Origin of the sequence: Pseudomonas sp. (assembly GCF_026224925.1) — a bacterium.
GTDB lineage: Bacteria > Pseudomonadota > Gammaproteobacteria > Pseudomonadales > Pseudomonadaceae > Aquipseudomonas.
Genome location: NZ_JAMFRV010000005.1, coordinates 1 through 18945 on the forward strand (window position 1 = coordinate 1; position 18945 = coordinate 18945).

Here is an 18945-nt window from a genome sequence, read left to right on the forward strand (position 1 = left end):
CGGATCGCCATTGGCGACAATCTGCTGCAAAAACAGTACGTCAGCGACTTGATGCGCCTGAACAAGAGTTTCATCGTGCACCGCTCGATCGTCGGGCGTAAGGAGAAGATGGCGGCGTATCAACTGCTGTCGGCGTATATCAACCATTCGATCCGCAACGACTGCCAGTCCATCTGGATTGCCCAGGCCGAAGGTCGCGCCAAAGACGGTGATGACCGCACCGAGTCAGCGGTTCTGAAAATGTTCCACATGAGTCGCAAGGACGAACCGTTCGCTGAAGTGATTCAGTCGCTGAACCTGACGCCGGTGTCTATCAGTTACGAATACGACCCGTGTGATCATGCCAAGGCTCGCGAGTTGTACATCCGCGCAACCACCGGAAGTTACACCAAGGTGCCGGGCGAAGACGATATCAGCATTGCGCTCGGGATCACGGGCTATAAAGGTCGCGTACATGTGAGCTTCGCGTCGCCGATTACCGAACCGCTCGACGACACCAAGCAATTGGCAATCGAGTTGGATCGACAGATTCTCGGTGGGTATCGCCTGTTCCCGGCGCATTACTTGGCGTATGCGCAATGGGCAGGGGCTGACCCAGCGTTGAATGTGCCGTCTGCCGCGCATGTATTTCCGGCTGACGAATTGGCCCGCGCGCAAACAGAATGGCAGCGCCGCCTGGACACCTGCCCTGCGGAACATCGCCCCTACCTGGTATTGCAATACGCCACTCCGGTGCGTAATCAATACCGGGTCAAATCCGGTCTGGCGCTTTAACGCGTTTCATCAAGTACAAAAAATGGCGCCCTGTGGGGCGCCATTTTTTATGGGTCGGTTATCGCAGGCTTCAAAGGCGGGTGCTAAACCACGACAGCATCAACAAAAATGCCAGGCAACCAAACCCTACGCGGTAGTTGAAGCGATTCAGAAGCAGCGTCGGGATATCCATCATGTGCTGGGGCTCATCAATCGGAGCCTGCTCACTCAACGCAGCCAAGTGCTGCATTTCGCGCTGCTCACGGACCCGCGTCAGTTGCAAAAACCAGGCAGCCGGAATGACGGCCATCAAAGCAAAGCTGTTGATGCAATGGGCCAGATCGAACACAAAAATGGTTTCAAGCGACTGAAAACACATTGGAGCCTCGAATAACGACTATCTGCTGGCCAATTTAGCGGCCGTCACCTTAACGTAACCTGAACCAACCACTGTATGGCCTCGACACCTTATTAGTGAGCTCGACATGTTGCACGCACAAAACCAGGATCGGCTTTACCTGATCGCTCAGAGCGACGAACAAGAAGCGTTGATCGATGCGTTGGCCTTCAACGTGCAAGACCGCCATTGGCTGGTCTACTGCGCCTTGGGCGGCCACCAGCACTACGATTTGCCAGATATTGATCTGCAAACCGGTTTGAATTTTCTGGGGTTTTGTCAGGACGCGGCGTAAGGAGGGATACAACCCGTAGGAGCTGGCTTGCTCGCGATCGACTGCAAAGCAGTCGTAAAACATGTGACCACGATTCTACATTTGAAATCGCGTTCAGCATTTTGGGACCGCTTCGCGATCCATCGCAGGCAAGCGCGCTCCTACATCGTCAGCATTACTGACCGAGCATTTGCCCGATTGTCGGGTCTTGGAACAGACGTGTCAGGGCATCGCTCAACACGTCGCTGACCAGCTTGGTGTTGGTTTCCTGATTCGGAGCCATGCCGAAGCGCTGGTCCAGCGACGCCGCGTAACGACCGTTGTAGCTTTTGCCGTTGTTTACAACGCCAGCGCGAAAGGTCGCGGCGATGGTTGCTTCGGTAACGTACAAGCCTTCTTTGGGCGACTGATACTTCAGGTCCGCCAAGGTCACGGTCAACTGAGGCGCGTTGCCGCTATTACCGCTCGGCGTATAACCCAGCAACCGTACGGCGGCTTCGGCTTGCTGCTGCAGCTTAGGCAATAAGTCATTCGGTTGGACGCTGATCGCGCTGGTTTCCGGGTACAGGCCACCACGCGTGCCCAATGTAGGCGAAGAGCGACCGTCAACGACGCGAACAACCACCGGCTGGCCATGGCCTACCGCAGCGAGTTGGCTCGTGAGTTTAGGTTGCGGGCTAAGTTGTTGCGGGCTGTTGGCACAGCCGACTAACGTCAAACTGCCTACAGCAAGCAAACCGAACAACAGGCGATGCAACATGCTCATCTCTCCAAGCCAAAAATGATAAATGGCGGGCAGTATAGCGGTGCCGACAGCCGGCTCACTAGCTGTAAAATAAGACCGGACACGGACTGTTTCAGTTCCTCTTGATATACCCCGCTGAAACACATTTCCCCTAGCAAAACAGATACGTCAACTGAGTGTCACCGAGATGTCATTAACCTGAGGCAAGCTCTCTCCTGTCACTCATCAGGGGCACTGCCATGAACGTTCTCTGGTCGTTGTTCACATTGCACAGCAAACACCGCCATTACGCTTACCTGGATAAATCCGGGATATGCCGAGCCTTTCGCCTCTGCTCCACCGCACCGACAGCGGCCGGGTGGGTTGAAATCGACGAAAGCTGCCCAAGCTGGCTAAATCGCCCGCTGCCCGACAGAGCCCGCAGCGCCAAGCCTCAAGCGTCGTTCAGCAACCACACCGCCGTCACCCACTGACCCGGCGACTAATAAAAGTCAGTTAATAAGATCAATTCCTGCCATTTCATCGCTATAATCTTCCCCCGATTATAAGGACGTCTCCTGATCGGGCCTCGCAGCATCGCTAATACCGTGTATTAGCTCCCCCGCACCGCCCACAGAGAGCCGCCCACACAGGTCATTTGCAAGCATTCGTGCTCGCTGATCTGCCAGAACCCGCGCTCGCGTCGGTTCTTTTTTGAGGTTCGCGTCTTCAAAAGAGCGTGAAAAAAACGGGTTTTCACTACTTCACAAGAGTGTGGCGAGCAAATGAAAAGTTTTGCGTATGTACATGCACCGTTAACGTCTGACCCAACCCCTTCACACGGGGTCGACCGCTGCTTCGCAGTCTCCATGACTGGAGTCTGAAGCCTGTCCACTACGGATTTGGTTGCACAAACGGATGCCTTGACGATAGTCGAATTGCCACTCGAGCCTGAAAGTGAGTTCATACACGTTCAAAGCCCGGTGGTTGGCGTCCGCTGAAGATGCAAAAAATTGCGAATCGGACATGGCGATCCTGGCCAACACTATCTGGGGCACATCGGATCCACGCCCTGATAACGCTTGGCAACAGACCTCGGGATCGTATGCCGTCAATTTGGTGCTGCAGATTATGGAGACGCGTTAATGGCGCATAACGAAGCAGTCGATGTGGTACTGGTTGGGGCGGGCATCATGAGTGCCACCCTGGCAGTGCTGCTTAAAGAACTCGACCCCAGCCTTACGCTGGAAGTCGTTGAGCTAATGGATTCTGGCGCTGCGGAGAGTTCCAATCCGTGGAATAACGCCGGTACCGGCCATGCGGGCCTGTGTGAGCTGAACTACACGCCGCAAGCGGCTGATGGTTCTATCGACATCAAAAAAGCAGTGCACATCAACACCCAGTTCGAAGTGTCGAAACAGTTCTGGTCGTACATGACCAAGAAAGGCACCTTCGGCTCCTCAACGTCGTTCATCAGCCCGGTGCCTCACCTGAGCTTCGTTCAGGGTGAAGACGGTGTGTCATTCCTCAAAGCGCGTTTTGAAGCGATGCATAAGCATCACGCTTTTTCGGCTATGGAATACACCGAAGACAAAGCCAAGCTTGCTGAGTGGATGCCGTTGATGATGGCGGGCCGCCCGGCCGATGAGCCCATCGCGGCTACCCGCGTGATGAAAGGCACCGATGTCAATTTCGGCGCGTTGACCAACCAACTGCTCAAACACCTCTCCAGCACTCCGGATGCGCAGGTCAAATACTGCAAGCGTGTGACCGGGCTGACCCGTAAAGGTCAAGGTTGGAGCGTGAGCATCAAGGACGTCAATACCGGCAATACCCGCGAAGTCGACGCCAAGTTCGTGTTCCTTGGTGCTGGCGGCGCGGCGTTGCCTTTGTTGCAGATGTCGGGCGTAGAAGAAAGCAAAGGCTTTGGTGGTTTCCCGGTCAGTGGCCAATGGCTGCGTTGCGATAACCCGCAAGTGGTCAAGCATCACCAGGCCAAGGTGTACAGCCAGGCCGCGGTGGGTTCGCCACCCATGTCGGTCCCGCATTTGGACACCCGCGTTGTCGATGGCAAGACGTCCCTGCTGTTTGGCCCATACGCCGGTTTCACCACCAAGTTCCTCAAGCACGGTTCATTCATGGACCTGCCACTGTCGGTGCGTGCAGCCAACATTGGTCCGATGCTGGCGGTAGCCCGCGACAACATGGACCTGACCAAGTATTTGGTCAGCGAAGTGATGCAGTCGATGGAGCAACGTCTTGAGTCCCTGCGCCGCTTCTACCCCGAAGCCAAAGCCGAAGACTGGCGCCTTGAAGTGGCCGGCCAACGGGTTCAGATCATCAAGAAAGACGCGAAGAAAGGTGGTGTGCTGCAATTTGGCACGGAGCTGGTATCGTCCAAAGACGGTTCGCTGGCAGCCCTGCTAGGCGCATCGCCGGGTGCCTCGGTCACTGTGTCGATCATGCTGGACCTGATCGAACGTTGCTTCCCCGAGAAGGCTCGCACCGAATGGGCGGCCAAGCTGAATGAGATCTTCCCTGCACGGGAGAAAGCACTGGAAACCGACGCGCAACTTTATGAGCGTATCAATAGCGCTAATAATGAAAGTCTGGAATTAGTTAAGACCAGTAGCGAAACCGAAAGCATTGCTTGATGAATAAACAATTGCATTGAAGCGCTAAAAATTAATGCCCCGCTCATCTCGAACGGGGCATTTTTTATAGCGGGAGCATTTATTTAATGTCAAACATGACTTTGTATCCTTTCCCCGGAGTATTGCTGACTACCTTACCTGTGCAAGTCGCCAGGAAATTGCCCTGCGATTTACCGTCAGCCCATTGATAAGGCGTCTGGGTAGCTGTAAACCAACCGAAAGACTCTCTAAGATCATGACCCGCCGTGAACAGGCAGGATTTCCCGCCAGAAGAACTGTAGCTGAATCTAATTACGCCTCTTTTTTCGGACCCCGAACCGACAGTAAAATCTCGCCCCACATTGGTGGAGATGGCATAGTCCGCGGGAGTCAGATCGCCCAAAGGCCAGTTGGCTGACGTCAGTTGAACGCTTTCCGGAAGGTAATTATTTACCCCCACGTCAACAGCAAGTGGAGCCGCCTGGGCGACCTGAATCGAGCCAAAACCGCCTAAAAGAACAGCACTCAATAGCATTTTTACATCAATCGATTTCATCTTAAATCCATTTAATAAATAACCTGCTTAATACAGGAATTCGTTACGCTGAATGAATCCTTCAAACAGCCCTTAATCAACCAGCAGTGATGCCGTGATTAGTATGGTGCAAAGGCGGGTTTAAGCAGTGGCAATTGGGAGATGAAATTTGTAGGAATCGACGAAAAAACTCGTAATCTGTAAAAACCCAACGCGGACGCCCATTGCAGACGTCCGTTGAAAGCCGCTTTAACCGCGCGCTTTTTCAATTAACTCAATGTAATCCTCGGCATTACGCTGATCTTTGATCAACGCGACGAAATCCTGGCCGTGCTCGTCTTTACCATTAAGGTCTAGACCGGCTTCAAGGAAGAACACCAGAAACCGCTCAAAATCATTGATCCGCAGGCCACGGTAAGCCTTGATCAGTTTGTGCAGTGAAGGTGAGGTGGCATCGACCGGCTCGAAATCGAGGAACAGTTTGATCTGCTCGTCGCCGATTTCATCGCCAATCACCTGCCTTTTATCTTTACGCATTGCTGCTGACTCCAACTGATTCGCGGACATTTCACGGGCAGGCAGTTTACCCCTCGCCCGCCTCGGCGCTCAACGCGCATGTAGCTCGGTGGTGTGCAAATCCGCCCACACATGGCCATTGGCATAGCTCAGGAACTGGCAATACACCTTTTCGTTACGCAGCAGATCAATCACCGCCCGGTAGTGGCTGCTTGGGTAATACAGTGTCAGGGTGTGGGTTTGCTCATCAAAACTCGGCTTCTTGATGCTTTTGCTTTCGACATCGAAGTGCAGTAACACCTGCGATACCGTCGCGCCCTTGTTCATGGGGCGACCTTTCAGGCGCAGCAATATGGGCGAGGTAACGGGGATCGGTTGCTGCGCAGATTCGCGCTGGCTGCCAATGACCACCGAATACTCGGTGATTTGAAGCAACTGCTGCTGGGTGGGCACGCCTTCACGCAGAGTGAGATCGTCGGGGGGCAGATATTGAGCATGCATGGGCGTGGGTGTAGCCGCGTTTTGGCTAGGTGCAGCCGCCAGCGGCAAGCTCAGCAGCACCAATAACGCGGCGGCAGTACGGATCAATAAAGTCATGTCAGGTCCCCGAAAAACTGGCGGGCACTCTAGCATGCGGCCACGATTACATTCCTTTTACCGCGTAAATCCCGGCAGCGTTGCGCCAGTAGCCTTTGTAGTCCATGCCGTAACCGAAGATATAGCGGTCGATGCAAGGCAGGCCAACGAAGTCGGCTTTCAAGTCTGGGCGAGCTTTGCGGTCGTGCTCTTTATCGATCAGCACGGCGGTGTGCACGGCACGGGCGCCCGCGTGTTTGCAGAAGTCGATGATCGCGCCGAGGGTGTGACCTTCGTCGAGGATGTCATCAATGATCAGTACGTCGCGGTCGATGAACGAGACTTCAGGCTTGGCCTTCCAAAATAGGTCGCCGCCCGAGGTTTCATTGCGATAGCGCGTAGCGTGCAAGTAAGACGCTTCCAGCGGGAAATCCAAGTGCGTGAGCAATTTGCCCGTGAAGATCAGGCCGCCATTCATGACGCAGAACACCACAGGGTTGGTGTCAGCCAGCTTGGCATTGATCTCGGTGCCAAGACGAGCGATGGCGGCCTCGACTTCAGCTTCGGTATACAGGCAGTCAGCTTCGCGCATGATTTGACGGATATGCTCAAGATCAGCAGACATGGCGCTCTCCAATGGGTGCGGTGGAAGAAAAGCGGGCAAAGGTACGCATCCGCTTCGGTCAGAGCAAGCATTTCTGAACTAACGTACCGGACAGTAACAGTTGAATAGATTAATCTAGGCCGTTTTTTTACCCCCCGTCGGAGTCTTTCCTTATGCCTATCCGTGAGATCCGCCATCCGCTGATCCGCCACAAGCTCGGCCTTATGCGCCGAGCAGACATCAGCACCAAGAATTTTCGTGAACTGGCTCAAGAAGTCGGCGCGTTGCTGACCTACGAAGCGACCGCTGACCTGCCGCTGGAAAGCTATGACATTCAAGGCTGGGCCGGGACCGTGTCGGTTGAGAAAATCGCCGGCAAGAAGATCACTGTAGTGCCTATTTTGCGTGCTGGTATTGGCATGCTCGACGGCGTACTCAGCCTGATTCCGGGTGCCAAGGTCAGCGCGATCGGCCTCGCGCGCAACGAAGAGACGCTGCAAGCCCACACCTATCTGGAGAAGTTGGTTCCGGAGATCAACGAGCGTCTGGCGATGATCATCGATCCGATGCTGGCCACGGGTAGCTCAATGGTGGCGGCGATAGATTTGCTAAAACGAGCTGGCTGCAAAGAAATCCGCGCAATGGTGCTGGTTGCCGCGCCCGAAGGCATAGCTGCGGTAGACAAGGCGCACCCCGACGTAATGATTTACACCGCCTCTATCGACGAACGCTTGAACGAACACGGCTACATCATTCCGGGCCTGGGCGATGCCGGTGACAAGATATTCGGTACCAAGCAGAAGGACGCCTGATGAAGTCGGATGAGTTCAACGATCCACTCTGGCGCACGGTGCTGTCGGGCGCGCAGATGCTGTTCGTAGCCTTCGGCGCCTTGGTATTGATGCCGCTGATTACTGGGCTCGATCCGAACGTCGCGCTGTTTACGGCCGGATTGGGGACGCTGTGCTTTCAGGTGGTGACCGGGCGTCAGGTGCCGGTATTTCTGGCCTCAAGCTTCGCTTTTATCACGCCGATCATTCTCGCTAAAGGTCAGTTTGGCTTGGCCGCGACCATGGGCGGAATCATGGCCGCCGGCTTTGTTTATACCTTTCTCGGCCTTGCGGTAAAGGTGAAAGGCACCGGTTTTATTGACCGTCTGCTGCCGCCGGTGGTGATTGGCCCGGTGATCATTTCGATCGGTCTGGCGATGGCGCCGATTGCCGCCAACATGGCCATGGGTAAAGGCGGTGACGGCGCGGAGCTGATTCCGTATCACATTGCGATGTGGATCTCGATGCCTGCGTTGCTGACCACGATAATCGTCGCGGTGTTTGGTCGCGGGATTTTCCGCCTGGTGCCGATTATTTCCGGCGTGCTGGTCGGTTTCGCGCTGGCGTTTTACTTCGGCGTGGTCGATGTTGCGAAAATCGCCGCAGCGCCTTGGTTGGCACTGCCAAACTTCACTGCACCAGAATTCAACTGGCAGGCAATTTTGTTCATCGTCCCGGTGGCGTTGGCGCCAGCCATTGAGCACATCGGTGGTGTGATCGCCGTCGGCAGCGTCACCGGCCGTGATTACTTGAAGAAGCCAGGATTGCATCGCACCTTGCTGGGTGACGGTATTGCGACCACCGTAGCTGGGGCGTTTGGCGGACCACCGAACACCACTTACGCCGAAGTAACCGGCGCGGTGATGCTGACCAAAAACTACAACCCGAAAATCATGACCTGGGCAGCGATATTCGCCATCAGCCTGGCGTTCATCGGCAAGTTTGGTGCGTTGTTGCAAAGCATCCCGATTCCGGTGATGGGCGGGATTCTTTGCCTGTTGTTCGGTTCGATCGCTGCGGTGGGGATGAATACGCTTATCCGCCACAAAGTTGACCTCGCCGAAGCGCGCAATCTGGTGATTGTGTCGGTGACCCTGGTCTTCGGGATCGGCGGCGTATTGATCGGCACCGGCACTGGCCCGAATGATTTTGGGCTTAAAGGCATCGCCTTGTGTGCGGTGGTTGCGATTGGCTTGAACCTGCTGCTGCCAGGGAATGACAGCTGGAAGCACAAGAAGAAGCTGGAAGAGATGTTGTAAGAGCAAGATTGGGAAATCTGTGGGACCGAATTCATTCGGGAAGGCAAACGACATAGTCATTCAGACAAACCGCGTCGCCTGCTTCCCGAATGAATTCGGTCCTACAGGGGCTTGGGTCTACAACATCACCGGCGCGCGCTCGCACAGTGTGTTTAGTGCCGCAGCCCAATTTGGGTCGTCGTTCAAGCACGGTATCAAGACCAACTCCTCGCCTCCTGCTTCGCGAAATTGTTCTTTGCCGCGGTCGCCGATTTCTTCAAGGGTTTCGATGCAGTCCGCAACAAACGCCGGGCACATCACCAGAATTTTTTTCACGCCGTCCTGCGCCAATGCCGCAAGCCGCGCCTCGGTGTACGGTTCGATCCACTTTGCGCGACCCAACCGAGACTGGAACGAGACCGACCACTTGCCGTCTGCCAAACCCAGGCGCTCCGCAAACAACGCAGCAGTACGCAAGCACTGAGCCCGGTAGCACGTGGCGATGACTTCTGGCGAGGCGGTCTGGCAGCAATCGGCACCCTTGAAGCAATGATTTCCCGTAGGGTCGAGCTTGTGCAGGTGCCGCTCAGGCAAACCGTGAAAGCTCAGCAACAGATGATCATGTGCCTGTTGCAAATGCGGTCGAGCATTTTCTACCAGCGCATCAAGGTACTCAGGCTGATCGTAAAAAGGTTGCAACAACGAAAACTGAATATTCAGTGACTTCGCTTTTACCGCTCGCTTCGCTTCCTCGATCACCGTGGTCACAGTGCTGTCGGCGAACTGCGGGTACAACGGTGCCAGCGTTACTTTTTGAATGCCGCGCGCAGCCAAGCGGGTCAGCACCGTCTCGATCGAAGGCTCGCCATAGCGCATTGCCAACTCCACCGGACCTTGCTTCCACTCCTTGACCATCGCCTGTTGCAGGCGTTGGCTCAACACCACCAGCGGTGAGCCCTCGTCCCACCAGATCGACGCATAGGCATGCGCAGACTGCTCCGGGCGCTTGATGAGAATCAGTGAAACCAACAACCGCCGAACCGGCCACGGTACATCGATAACGTAAGGGTCCATCAAAAACTGATTCAGGTAGCTCCGTACATCCGCGACCTTGGTCGAGGCCGGTGAACCCAGGTTGACCAGCAACAGCGCGTGATCGGTCATGCAACTTCCTTTGTCAGTGGCGACCCAGCACATCATTCAGGGCCGCGTTCAGATCAGTAAATCGAAAGGTAAAGCCTGCTTCCTGCAGCCTGACCGGATGAGCGCGCTGGCCGCCCAGTAACAACAAGGACATTTCGCCCAACAGCGCTTTTAACGCCAATGCAGGTAACGGCATGAACGCGGGCCGGTGTAAGACGCCGGCCAGGGTTTTGGCAAATTCCACATTGCGCACCGGGTTTGGCGCGCAAGCATTATAAGGACCTTGGGCATGAGCCTGATTCAACAGAAAATCAATCAGGGCGATTTGGTCTTGCACGTGAATCCACGGCATCCATTGTCGACCGCTGCCAATGCGGCCGCCGAGGCCGAGCTTGAATGGCAATAAAAGCCGCTGCAAAAAGCCGCCGTCGGGGGCCAGAACCAAACCCGTACGCACCAACACCACCCGCATACCTAGCGCCTCGGCACGTTGTGCGGTTTCTTCCCAGGCATCGCACAGGCGACTGGCAAAATCCAGGGCGACTGGCAGCGCATTCTCGCTCAGTTCACGCTCGCCGCAATCGCCATACCAGCCGACGGCAGACCCCGAAATCAACACGGACGGCCTTTTCTCACGGCGCTCCAGCCATGCGATCAATTGCTCAGTGAGGCCAATGCGACTTTCCCACAGCAAAGTCTTGCGCTTGCGCGTCCAGGGACGGTCGGCGATAGGCGCACCCGCCAGGTTAATCACCGCATCCACAGGCTCGCCACCCAGCTCCTCCAGCGTGGCAATGCCACGCACGGACTCACCGCACAGCGTGGCAACTTCATTGGGCCGACGACTCCAGACCGTGAGCTGATGACCTTGTGCACGCCAGCTTTTGCACAGTTGACGTCCTATCAAACCAGTACCGCCGGTCAGCAATATATGCATGACGCGCTCCTCGCGTGGCGTTCGCCGTAATTCGTTAGTCTATTGATTACCACCTACTGCTTTCGTGCGACGCAGGTGTTGGGGCTGTCACTGCTTGACTGCCCTGACTCAACCATAGGCCACGATTGGGAGCACCCACGCTTTCCTACTCGGGCACTGTCCGTTGGGGTAGTTGAAGAAACCCGTTCAAGGGTCAAACTCAACAAACGACCCATGTAACGTGGCCGAGGCAGCAAGTTATACCGAAAAACAATATTGTACAGGTTTTAACTACGGCGTAGTCTGTACAAACAAGGTAACGAGGCCCCTATGACTGTACCTATCGCAATCATCGGTACCGGCATCGCCGGACTCTCAGCTGCTCAGGCGCTTCACAGCGCGGGGCACCCCGTCCATCTCTTCGATAAAAGTCACGGCAGTGGCGGCCGAATGTCGAGCAAGCGCAGCGATGCAGGCGCTCTTGATATGGGGGCCCAATATTTCACTGCCCGTGATCGACGCTTCGTTGAAGTCGTGCAGCAGTGGCAAGCCAACGGCCATGTCGCCGTGTGGACGCCCCAACTCTACAACTACCAGGCCGGCACGCTTAGCCCATCGCCGGACGAGCAAACTCGCTGGGTCGGTAGCCCGCGCATGAGCGCCATCACCCGAGCTATGCGCGGCGACCTCCCCGTGACCTTCTCCTGCCGGATTACCGAGGTGTATCGCGGCAAACATCATTGGAGCCTGCAGGACGCCGACGGCGTTACCCACGGTCCTTTCAGCCACGTAGTGATCGCCCTGCCAGCGCCCCAAGCGACGACCTTACTGGCTGCCGCGCCGAAACTCGCCAGCGTTGTCGCTGGCGTAAAGATGGAGCCTACCTGGGCGGTGGCATTGGCCTTTGAAACACCCCTGCAAACGCCCATGGAAGGTTGCTTCGTGCAGGACAGCCCACTTGACTGGTTGGCCCGCAACCGAAGCAAACCGGGGCGCGCAAGCAATCTCGACACATGGGTGCTGCACGCTACCAGCGCCTGGAGCAAGCAGCATCTGGACCTCTCGAAGGAAGACGTGATCGAGCAATTGTACGGCGCCTTCGCCGAGTTGGCAGGTTGCGCGATACCCGCACCGGCCTTCACGCTGGCCCATCGCTGGCTCTATGCACGCCCGGCCGGGGCTCATGAATGGGGGTCGCTGTCGGACTCCGACCTAGGTGTGTATGTGTGCGGTGACTGGTGCTTATCAGGCCGTGTGGAAGGGGCCTGGCTCAGCGGTCAAGAGGCAGCCCGTCGACTGATTGAACACCTGGAATGAATACACTTAATCCGCGCAAGTTGCTGCTGTCGAAATGGACAGCAGCCCATCCCCAACACCGTGAAAAACACTTTCTGGTAACCGAACTGTATTGCGACGAAGAAGGCGTAGTGCTGGAAATCGAGCTGCAGGCAATTCTTACCAAGCGCAACGAACGCCTTCCCTGGCGCGCCCTGCAAAACGCCGATGCCTGGCGTATGGGCTGGAAGTAGTAATTTCAGTGCGCACCCGCTTCAACTCCGTCAGGCATCCCCGCGACTCTAAATCCGCGACAGAAGCTGTACAAATAATTTGTACTTGTACAGAATCGAACCTATGATGATTTAAAGCTGTACAGAAATTAACATCTGTACAAGTCTAGATCAGAGGTTTGTCATGACCCGCATTATCCCCATCAGCAAACCCAAGCTCGGAATAAGCGCCTGCTTAATGGGGGCTGAGGTTCGTTTCAACGGTGGGCACAAGGCGTCTCACTTGTGCACTCAAACCCTGAGTGAATATTTCGACTTCGTACCGGCGTGCCCCGAAGTAGCCATCGGCATGAGCATCCCTCGGGAAGCCATTCGTTTGGTGGGCGACACAGACGCTCCGCAAGCCATTGGAAGTGTCCACAGCGACTTAAACGTGACCCAGCCATTAGCTGAGTACGGCGCGCACATGGCTGCGCAAATGAGTGATGTGTGCGGCTACATTTTTATGCAGAAATCACCGTCGTGCGGTCTGGAGCGGGTGAAGGTCTACCAGGACAATGGCCTCCCGGCGCCAGTTGGCCGCGGAATTTACGCCCAGGCATTTTGTGCGCTTCAGCCCAACCTGCCGGTAGAAGAAGACGGTCGTTTGAACGACCCGGTGCTGCGAGAAAACTTCATCACTCGAGTGTTCACTTATGCCGACTGGCAGGCGTTGCTCAGCACTGGCCTGACCCGTCGCGGGCTTATGGAGTTTCACTCGCGCTACAAATATCAACTCATGGCGAACAATCCGGCGCAGTACAAAGTGCTGGGGAAAATGCTCGGTTCCATGGCCAAAGCCGACCCTAACGAGATCGGCCCGCGCTACTTCAGCGAACTGATGAGTGCGCTGAAAAAATGCGCCACGCGGGGCACCCACACTAACGTTCTGCAACACCTCAACGGGTATTTCAAAAAGACCATGAGCCAGGATGACCGTCAGGAGATGCAAAGCCTGATTGGCCAATACCAGCGCGGCGTGGTCCCTTTGATCGTGCCACTGACCTTGCTCAAACATCACTTGCGCCAACATCCGGACCCCTACCTCACCCAGCAGGTTTACCTGCAGCCGCACCCGGAAAATCTCAGCCTGCGCAATGCGATCTAACCTATGACAAGGCTTATGGACAACCCCTCTGACACCCAACCTGAGCCCGATAGTGCTGACTATTTGTTGGCCCTTGAACAAGGCTGGCTGCCGATTCGCGAAGTCGCCCGGCAAACCGGGGTCAACGCAATCACATTGCGTGCATGGGAACGACGCTATGGGCTAGTGATGCCGCAACGCACACCCAAAGGTCACCGCCTGTACTCCGCGGAGCACGTGCAACGCATTCTGGCGATTCTCACGTGGCTCAATCGGGGCGTGTCGGTGGGTCAAGTCAAGCAACTGCTCGATGCGCCGCAGCCGGCGATCAATGATCCAGCGAATGACTGGGACAATCTGCGCCAAACACTGCTGCAGGCCATCAGCCAATTGGCTGAGCGCAAGGTTGATGAAACTTTTAATCAGGCGATGGCGCTGTACCCGCCCCGCACCCTCTGCGCGCACCTTCTATTGCCTCTGCTGGCCGAACTCGAACGGCGTTGGCAAGGGCAGTTCGGCGCACAGCTGGAGCGGGTGTTTTTTTACTCTTGGCTGCGTAGCAAGCTCGGTGCGCGGATTTATTACAACAACCGCCAACTCAGCGGTGCGCCCCTGCTGCTGGTGAACCAGTCCGACCTGCCGCTTGAGCCGAACCTGTGGCTGACCGCGTGGCTGATCAGCAGCGCCGATTGCCCGGTGGAAGTTTTCGACTGGCCGCTGCCCATCGGTGAGTTGGCCTTGGCAGTGGAATACCTGCAAGCCCGTGGGCTGCTGTTGTATTCCAGCAAGGCATTGAACCTGAGCCACTTGCCCAGACTGCTGGCGAACATCACCTGCCCTAAATTGATTACCGGACCAACGGTATGCATCCATAGCTTTGAGCTGTCCGTATCTATCACCAGGATCGAAGGATTAACGCTTGCCGAAGATCCCCTTACAGCCCAAGCCGCATTGCACACGCTCGGGGTTATTTGAGGAATGACTATGCAATTGGTTTGGCTGCGCAACGACCTGCGCCTACATGACAACACCGCCCTGACCGCCGCCATGGGACGCGGTCCGACGATCGCTGTGTACCTGATCAGCGCCGCACAATGGAAAAGCCATGATGACGCCGCCTGCAAGGTCGATTTCTGGTTACGCAACCTATTCGACCTGAGCAAGGCCTTGGGCGCGCTAAATGTCCCCCTGTTGATTCGCCATGCGGACACGTGGGGCCAGGCTGCCGGAGCACTACTCGAACTGTGCAAGCAACACAACATTGAGGCACTGCACCTCAATGACGAATACGGGGTCAACGAGATGACCCGTGATCAGGCGGTGAGCGAAACGCTGCGAAACGCCGGGATTCATTTTTTCAACTACCTGGATCAACTGCTTTTTAAGCCCGGCAGCGTGCTGACCAAGTCCGGTAGTTATTTCCAGGTGTACAGCCAGTTCCGCAAAGTCTGTTATGCACGCCTGCATCAAGCAATGCCCACGTTAATCCAGCGCCCTGGTGCCCAAGCTGCGCTGGATATCCAAAGCGACGCGGTGCCGAGTTCAGTGAAAGGCTTTGTGGCACCTACGCAAGCGCTGCGCGAGCTCTGGCCTGCTGGGGAGGATGAGGCTTTTCGGCGCCTGGACGCCTTCACCAACGAACACATCAGTTATTACGAAAGCCAGCGCGACTTTCCAGCCAAACCAGGTACCAGTCAGTTGTCGGCGTATTTGGCAGCGGGGGTTATTTCGCCGCGCCAATGCCTGCATGCCGCCCTGCGCAGCAATGACGGCGAGTTCGAGACCGGCATGCTGGGCGCGGTGACGTGGATCAATGAGTTGCTGTGGCGTGAGTTCTACAAACACACCCTGGTTGGCTACCCACGGGTATCGAGGCATCGCGCGTTTCGTCCTGAAACCGAGGCGGTGCAATGGCGCCATGCACCGGATGATTTGGCCGCCTGGCAAGAAGCGCGCACCGGCGTACCGATCATTGATGCCGCCATGCGCCAGTTGCTCGACACCGGCTGGATGCATAACCGGTTGCGCATGGTCGTGGCGATGTTTCTGACAAAAAACCTGCTGGTCGACTGGCGCCTGGGTGAGCGATTCTTCATGCAGCACCTGATCGACGGCGACCTGGCGGCCAACAACGGCGGCTGGCAGTGGAGCTCTTCGACCGGCACCGATTCAGCCCCCTATTTTCGGATCTTCAACCCGCTCAGCCAATCCGAACGATTCGACGCTGACGGCCGCTTCCTCAAACGCTGGCTGCCAGAGCTTGCCGATCTGAACAAAAAAGAAATTCACAACCCGGCAGCCGCAGCCGGCCTGTTCGGCGTGGCCAACTACCCGAAGCCCATCGTGGATTTGGCGCGCAGTCGCCAGCGAGCCCTCGCGGCCTTCAAAAACCTGCCTCATCGTCAGCCTGGAGGAAGCCTCCATGAGTGAATACGTACCGGTCATGGGCCGAGCCATTGCTCGGTTGAAGAGGAGAGTGGCATGACGTTAAGCCCGGACGCCCGAAGGATTTGGCTGACTGGCGCCAGCAGCGGTATAGGTTTGGCATTGGCCGAAGTGCTGCTCAACGACGGACACCAGTTGGCGTTGACTGCACGCACGCTAGGTCCATTGGAAGCACTGGAAGTCCGTTATCCAAAGCAGGTCCTGCTGGCCCCGGGGGACCTCACCGACAGCGAGCAAATCAAACAGATTGGCGAACGTATCGCGCAGGTTTGGGGTGCTTTAGACACCGCTATTTTGAATGCCGGAACCTGCGAGTACGTCGACAGTGACCACTTCGATGCAGCCATGATCGAGCGTGTCGTGCGCACTAATTTGTTAGCCAGCAGCTATTGCGTGCAAGAAGTGCTGCCACTGCTACGCCAAGGTAAAAGGCCGCATCTGGTGGCCGTAGCCAGCTCGGTGACGTACCTGCCACTCACTCGCGCTGAGGCGTACGGCGCCTCCAAAGCTGGCCTGCGCTATCTGTTCGAAGCCTTGCGCATCGACCTGGCCCACGAAGGAATCGACGTCACCATTGTCAGCCCCGGCTTCGTCGACACGCCTTTGACCGCTAACAACGACTTCCCGATGCCCATGAGTTGGCCCGTCGATAAGGCCGCACGGCACATCGCCGAGCGCCTGCAACGTACACGTCGCCCAATGGAAATAGCCTTCCCCGCCCCGTTCATTCTTGGCCTTCGAGTGATAGCGATGCTGCCTAAGCGCCTGCAACTCGCACTCGGCAAACGCATGGTCCGCTCATCAAGCACGAAAAAGGGCACCTCATGAAAGTTGCGATCATTGGCAGTGGCATATCCGGACTGACCACGGCGTACTTGCTCAATCGTCACCACGAGATCAGCGTCTTTGAGTCTGCTGACTGGGTCGGCGGGCACACGCATACCGTGGACGTGACCGTGGACGGTATACACCATGCCATTGATACCGGTTTTATCGTGTTCAACGACTGGACCTACCCAAACTTCATTCGGTTGCTGGGCACGCTGGGTGTTGCGTTCAAAGCCACAGAAATGAGTTTCTCGGTCTGTGACCCTAGCTCTGGCGTCGAGTACAACGGCAATTCACTCAATAGCCTGTTCGCCCAGCGCAGCAACCTCTGGTCACCGTCGTTTTGGCTGATGCTACGGGACATTCTGCGCTTCAATCGTGAGGCGCTGGACGACCTTCACAGTCAGCGCATCGGGGACGACACGACCTTGGGTGCATACCTGAAAAGTGGCGGCTATGGCCAGCGTTTCACGGAGCACTACATAGTGCCTATGGGCGCGGCGATCTGGTCAATGTCACTGGCCGACATGCTGAGCTTCCCCGTGCAGTTTTTCGTGCGTTTCTTTAAAAACCACGGCTTGCTCTCGGTCAATAATCGCCCGCAATGGTGCGTCATTGAGGGCGGGTCAAGCCGTTATATCGGGCCATTGACCGCTTCGTTCCGCGACAAAATCCGGCTGAGTTGCCCAGTAAATCGCGTCGAACGTGATGAGCAAGGCGTGCTGATTCACAGCGCCGCCGGCAGCGAGCGTTTCGACAAAGTGGTGTTCGCCTGCCACAGCGATCAAGCCTTGCAGATGCTGGCGCAACCGAGCATGGCCGAACAAGAGATCCTCGGCGCGCTGCCCTATGCCGACAACGACGTTGTGCTGCACACCGACATTCAGTTATTGCCGAAACGGCCATTGGCCTGGGCCAGCTGGAATTATCGCCTTGGCGGTGACGGGCAGCACCTGGCGGCCGTGACCTACGACATGAACATCCTGCAGGGTCTGAAATCCGATACGCGTTTTTGCGTCAGTCTGAACCAGACGGCCGCCATCGACCCGAGCAAAATTCTTGCCCGCTACCGTTATGCCCACCCGCAATACAGCCTGAACGCGGTGGCGGCACAAGAGCGCTGGGAAGAGTTACTGGGGACGCAGCACACCTATTACTGCGGCGCTTACTGGGCTAACGGGTTTCATGAGGACGGTGTGGTCAGCGGTCTGCGGGTAGCGCAGGCGTTTGGGGAATTGCTGTGAACAGCGCCCTGTACAGCGGCTGGATCGCTCATCGGCGATTTTCACCCAAAGCCCATGACTTCCGGTACCAGATCGGCTTGCTGTATTTGGACCTCGCCGAGCAAGACGCTGTGCTCGCGCTGTCGCCATTGGCTGGCAGCAACCGTTTTGCACCGTTTTCATTTCGTCAAAGTGATTACCTGAAAACCTACACCGGTCACGGCGTTTCGTTGATTGATGCAGTTCGCGAGTTGGTCGGGGCTGCTACAGGACGCACGTCGCTGGGCAAAATTTGCCTGTTGACCCAAGCCCGCAGTTGGGGTTTGGCGTTCAACCCGGTGAGTTTCTTTTATTGCTATGACAACGATGGGCAACTGGCGGCGATCCTGTGCGAAGTCACCAACACGCCGTGGGGCGAGCATTACCACTATGTGCTGCCGGCAGACGGCGAAGGCCATCAGCACTTCGCCGTGGCCAAGGCGTTCCACGTTTCGCCGTTTCTGCCACGAGATCTGGAATACCGCATGAGCTTCAGCCCGCCGGACGAAAGGCTCGGTGTACACATGGCTGACTGGCACGGCGAGCTCAAAGTGTTCGACGCCACCCTCAACCTGCAACGCCAGGCCCTGAACCGCGCCAGCCTGCATCGCTATTTGCTCGAATACCCGTGGATGAC

At 56.4% G+C, this 18945-nt stretch carries 22 protein-coding genes; 14 read left to right on the forward strand and 8 right to left on the reverse strand.

Annotation, left to right across the window (positions count from 1 at the left end):
* On the forward strand, window positions 1–774 hold a 774-nt coding region (locus M0974_RS00255; protein ID WP_297831071.1), incomplete at its 5' end, for a glycerol acyltransferase.
* 70 nt (window positions 775–844) lie between these two features.
* Here M0974_RS00255 and M0974_RS00260 read toward each other — a convergent pair.
* Window positions 845–1132, reverse strand: coding sequence for a hypothetical protein (locus M0974_RS00260; protein WP_297831074.1), 288 nt, complete (start codon window positions 1130–1132; stop codon window positions 845–847).
* 106 nt (window positions 1133–1238) lie between these two features.
* On the opposite strand from M0974_RS00260, the gene M0974_RS00265 reads away from it, so the two are divergent.
* Entirely contained in the window at window positions 1239–1445 is a 207-nt protein-coding gene (locus M0974_RS00265; RefSeq protein WP_297831077.1) for a hypothetical protein, read from the forward strand.
* A gap of 154 nt (window positions 1446–1599) precedes the next feature.
* Here M0974_RS00265 and M0974_RS00270 read toward each other — a convergent pair whose 3' ends face one another.
* Window positions 1600–2184 (reverse strand): YajG family lipoprotein, encoded by a 585-nt coding sequence (locus M0974_RS00270; protein ID WP_297831080.1) that lies wholly within the window; start codon window positions 2182–2184, stop codon window positions 1600–1602.
* Between the two features lie 224 nt (window positions 2185–2408).
* Between M0974_RS00270 and M0974_RS00275 the strand changes: the two genes are divergently transcribed.
* A complete protein-coding gene (locus tag M0974_RS00275) occupies window positions 2409–2642 on the forward strand; it encodes a hypothetical protein (protein WP_297831083.1) in 234 nt (77 codons plus the stop codon).
* A 651-nt stretch (window positions 2643–3293) separates the two neighbouring features.
* Entirely contained in the window at window positions 3294–4802 is a 1509-nt protein-coding gene (mqo, locus tag M0974_RS00280; RefSeq protein ID WP_297831086.1) for a malate dehydrogenase (quinone), read from the forward strand.
* Window positions 4803–4881: 79 nt separating this feature from the next.
* Here the strand turns inward: mqo and M0974_RS00285 are convergent, their stop codons facing one another.
* From M0974_RS00285 to M0974_RS00300, 4 genes are all read right to left on the reverse strand, one after another.
* The gene (locus M0974_RS00285; RefSeq protein WP_297831089.1) at window positions 4882–5337 is read right to left on the reverse strand and encodes a hypothetical protein; all 456 of its coding nucleotides are present in this window, start codon (window positions 5335–5337) and stop codon (window positions 4882–4884) included.
* A 228-nt stretch (window positions 5338–5565) separates the two neighbouring features.
* Window positions 5566–5853: a PA4642 family protein gene (locus M0974_RS00290; protein WP_297831092.1), complete on the reverse strand. Its 288-nt coding sequence runs from the start codon at window positions 5851–5853 to the stop codon at window positions 5566–5568.
* Window positions 5854–5922: 69 nt separating this feature from the next.
* A complete protein-coding gene (locus M0974_RS00295; RefSeq protein ID WP_297831095.1) occupies window positions 5923–6429 on the reverse strand; it encodes a hypothetical protein in 507 nt (168 codons plus the stop codon).
* Window positions 6430–6475: 46 nt separating this feature from the next.
* On the reverse strand, window positions 6476–7033 hold the full coding sequence (locus M0974_RS00300) for a hypoxanthine-guanine phosphoribosyltransferase (RefSeq protein ID WP_297831098.1): 558 nt from the start codon (window positions 7031–7033) through the stop codon (window positions 6476–6478).
* 152 nt (window positions 7034–7185) lie between these two features.
* Here M0974_RS00300 and upp point away from each other — a divergent pair, with 152 nt between their 5' ends.
* Window positions 7186–7824: a uracil phosphoribosyltransferase gene (gene upp, locus M0974_RS00305; RefSeq protein WP_297831100.1), complete on the forward strand. Its 639-nt coding sequence runs from the start codon at window positions 7186–7188 to the stop codon at window positions 7822–7824.
* The gene (locus tag M0974_RS00310; protein ID WP_297831102.1) at window positions 7824–9101 is read left to right on the forward strand and encodes a uracil-xanthine permease family protein; all 1278 of its coding nucleotides are present in this window, start codon (window positions 7824–7826) and stop codon (window positions 9099–9101) included. The genes upp and M0974_RS00310 overlap by 1 nt, the downstream gene beginning before the upstream one ends.
* Window positions 9102–9218: 117 nt before the next feature.
* Here the strand turns inward: M0974_RS00310 and hemH are convergent, their stop codons facing one another.
* A complete protein-coding gene (gene hemH / locus M0974_RS00315) occupies window positions 9219–10244 on the reverse strand; it encodes a ferrochelatase (RefSeq protein ID WP_297831106.1) in 1026 nt (341 codons plus the stop codon).
* A gap of 13 nt (window positions 10245–10257) precedes the next feature.
* Window positions 10258–11160, reverse strand: a complete 903-nt coding sequence (locus M0974_RS00320; RefSeq protein ID WP_297831109.1) for a TIGR01777 family oxidoreductase — start codon at window positions 11158–11160, stop codon at window positions 10258–10260.
* 309 nt (window positions 11161–11469) lie between these two features.
* Between M0974_RS00320 and M0974_RS00325 the strand changes: the two genes are divergently transcribed.
* The 8 genes from M0974_RS00325 to M0974_RS00360 all read left to right on the forward strand — a co-directional run.
* Window positions 11470–12456: an NAD(P)/FAD-dependent oxidoreductase gene (locus M0974_RS00325; protein WP_297831112.1), complete on the forward strand. Its 987-nt coding sequence runs from the start codon at window positions 11470–11472 to the stop codon at window positions 12454–12456.
* The gene (locus M0974_RS00330) at window positions 12453–12668 is read left to right on the forward strand and encodes a TIGR02450 family Trp-rich protein (RefSeq protein WP_297831114.1); all 216 of its coding nucleotides are present in this window, start codon (window positions 12453–12455) and stop codon (window positions 12666–12668) included. The genes M0974_RS00325 and M0974_RS00330 overlap by 4 nt, the downstream gene beginning before the upstream one ends.
* A 172-nt stretch (window positions 12669–12840) precedes the next feature.
* Window positions 12841–13794, forward strand: a complete 954-nt coding sequence (locus M0974_RS00335) for a DUF523 and DUF1722 domain-containing protein (protein WP_297831133.1) — start codon at window positions 12841–12843, stop codon at window positions 13792–13794.
* A gap of 15 nt (window positions 13795–13809) precedes the next feature.
* A complete protein-coding gene (locus M0974_RS00340; RefSeq protein ID WP_297831117.1) occupies window positions 13810–14748 on the forward strand; it encodes a MerR family transcriptional regulator in 939 nt (312 codons plus the stop codon).
* Window positions 14749–14757: 9 nt separating this feature from the next.
* The gene (gene phrB / locus M0974_RS00345; RefSeq protein ID WP_297831120.1) at window positions 14758–16203 is read left to right on the forward strand and encodes a deoxyribodipyrimidine photo-lyase; all 1446 of its coding nucleotides are present in this window, start codon (window positions 14758–14760) and stop codon (window positions 16201–16203) included.
* Between the two features lie 51 nt (window positions 16204–16254).
* Window positions 16255–17046, forward strand: coding sequence for an SDR family oxidoreductase (locus tag M0974_RS00350; protein WP_297831123.1), 792 nt, complete (start codon window positions 16255–16257; stop codon window positions 17044–17046).
* Window positions 17043–18290 carry an FAD-dependent oxidoreductase gene (locus M0974_RS00355; protein WP_297831127.1) on the forward strand — a complete coding sequence of 416 codons (1248 nt, stop codon included), beginning with the start codon at window positions 17043–17045 and terminating at the stop codon, window positions 18288–18290. The genes M0974_RS00350 and M0974_RS00355 overlap by 4 nt, the downstream gene beginning before the upstream one ends.
* On the forward strand, window positions 18287–18945 hold a 659-nt coding region (locus tag M0974_RS00360), incomplete at its 3' end, for a DUF1365 domain-containing protein (RefSeq protein ID WP_297831130.1). The genes M0974_RS00355 and M0974_RS00360, both read left to right, overlap by 4 nt.

Excerpts from the sequence above, each read along its gene's own strand:
- M0974_RS00355 (WP_297831127.1), top strand. The coding sequence starts at position 17,043 with ATGAAAGTTGCGATCATTGGCAGTGGCATATCCGGACTGACCACGGCG.
- M0974_RS00275 (WP_297831083.1), top strand. The coding sequence starts at position 2,409 with ATGAACGTTCTCTGGTCGTTGTTCACATTGCACAGCAAACACCGCCAT.
- upp (WP_297831100.1), top strand. The coding sequence starts at position 7,186 with ATGCCTATCCGTGAGATCCGCCATCCGCTGATCCGCCACAAGCTCGGC.
- M0974_RS00330 (WP_297831114.1), top strand. The coding sequence starts at position 12,453 with ATGAATACACTTAATCCGCGCAAGTTGCTGCTGTCGAAATGGACAGCA.
- mqo (WP_297831086.1), top strand. The coding sequence starts at position 3,294 with ATGGCGCATAACGAAGCAGTCGATGTGGTACTGGTTGGGGCGGGCATC.
- phrB (WP_297831120.1), top strand. The coding sequence starts at position 14,758 with ATGCAATTGGTTTGGCTGCGCAACGACCTGCGCCTACATGACAACACC.
- M0974_RS00265 (WP_297831077.1), top strand. The coding sequence starts at position 1,239 with ATGTTGCACGCACAAAACCAGGATCGGCTTTACCTGATCGCTCAGAGC.
- hemH (WP_297831106.1), bottom strand. The coding sequence starts at position 10,244 with ATGACCGATCACGCGCTGTTGCTGGTCAACCTGGGTTCACCGGCCTCG.
- M0974_RS00320 (WP_297831109.1), bottom strand. The coding sequence starts at position 11,160 with ATGCATATATTGCTGACCGGCGGTACTGGTTTGATAGGACGTCAACTG.
- M0974_RS00350 (WP_297831123.1), top strand. The coding sequence starts at position 16,255 with ATGACGTTAAGCCCGGACGCCCGAAGGATTTGGCTGACTGGCGCCAGC.
- M0974_RS00270 (WP_297831080.1), bottom strand. The coding sequence starts at position 2,184 with ATGTTGCATCGCCTGTTGTTCGGTTTGCTTGCTGTAGGCAGTTTGACG.
- M0974_RS00340 (WP_297831117.1), top strand. The coding sequence starts at position 13,810 with ATGGACAACCCCTCTGACACCCAACCTGAGCCCGATAGTGCTGACTAT.
- M0974_RS00290 (WP_297831092.1), bottom strand. The coding sequence starts at position 5,853 with ATGCGTAAAGATAAAAGGCAGGTGATTGGCGATGAAATCGGCGACGAG.
- M0974_RS00300 (WP_297831098.1), bottom strand. The coding sequence starts at position 7,033 with ATGTCTGCTGATCTTGAGCATATCCGTCAAATCATGCGCGAAGCTGAC.
- M0974_RS00295 (WP_297831095.1), bottom strand. The coding sequence starts at position 6,429 with ATGACTTTATTGATCCGTACTGCCGCCGCGTTATTGGTGCTGCTGAGC.
- M0974_RS00260 (WP_297831074.1), bottom strand. The coding sequence starts at position 1,132 with ATGTGTTTTCAGTCGCTTGAAACCATTTTTGTGTTCGATCTGGCCCAT.
- M0974_RS00310 (WP_297831102.1), top strand. The coding sequence starts at position 7,824 with ATGAAGTCGGATGAGTTCAACGATCCACTCTGGCGCACGGTGCTGTCG.
- M0974_RS00285 (WP_297831089.1), bottom strand. The coding sequence starts at position 5,337 with ATGAAATCGATTGATGTAAAAATGCTATTGAGTGCTGTTCTTTTAGGC.
- M0974_RS00325 (WP_297831112.1), top strand. The coding sequence starts at position 11,470 with ATGACTGTACCTATCGCAATCATCGGTACCGGCATCGCCGGACTCTCA.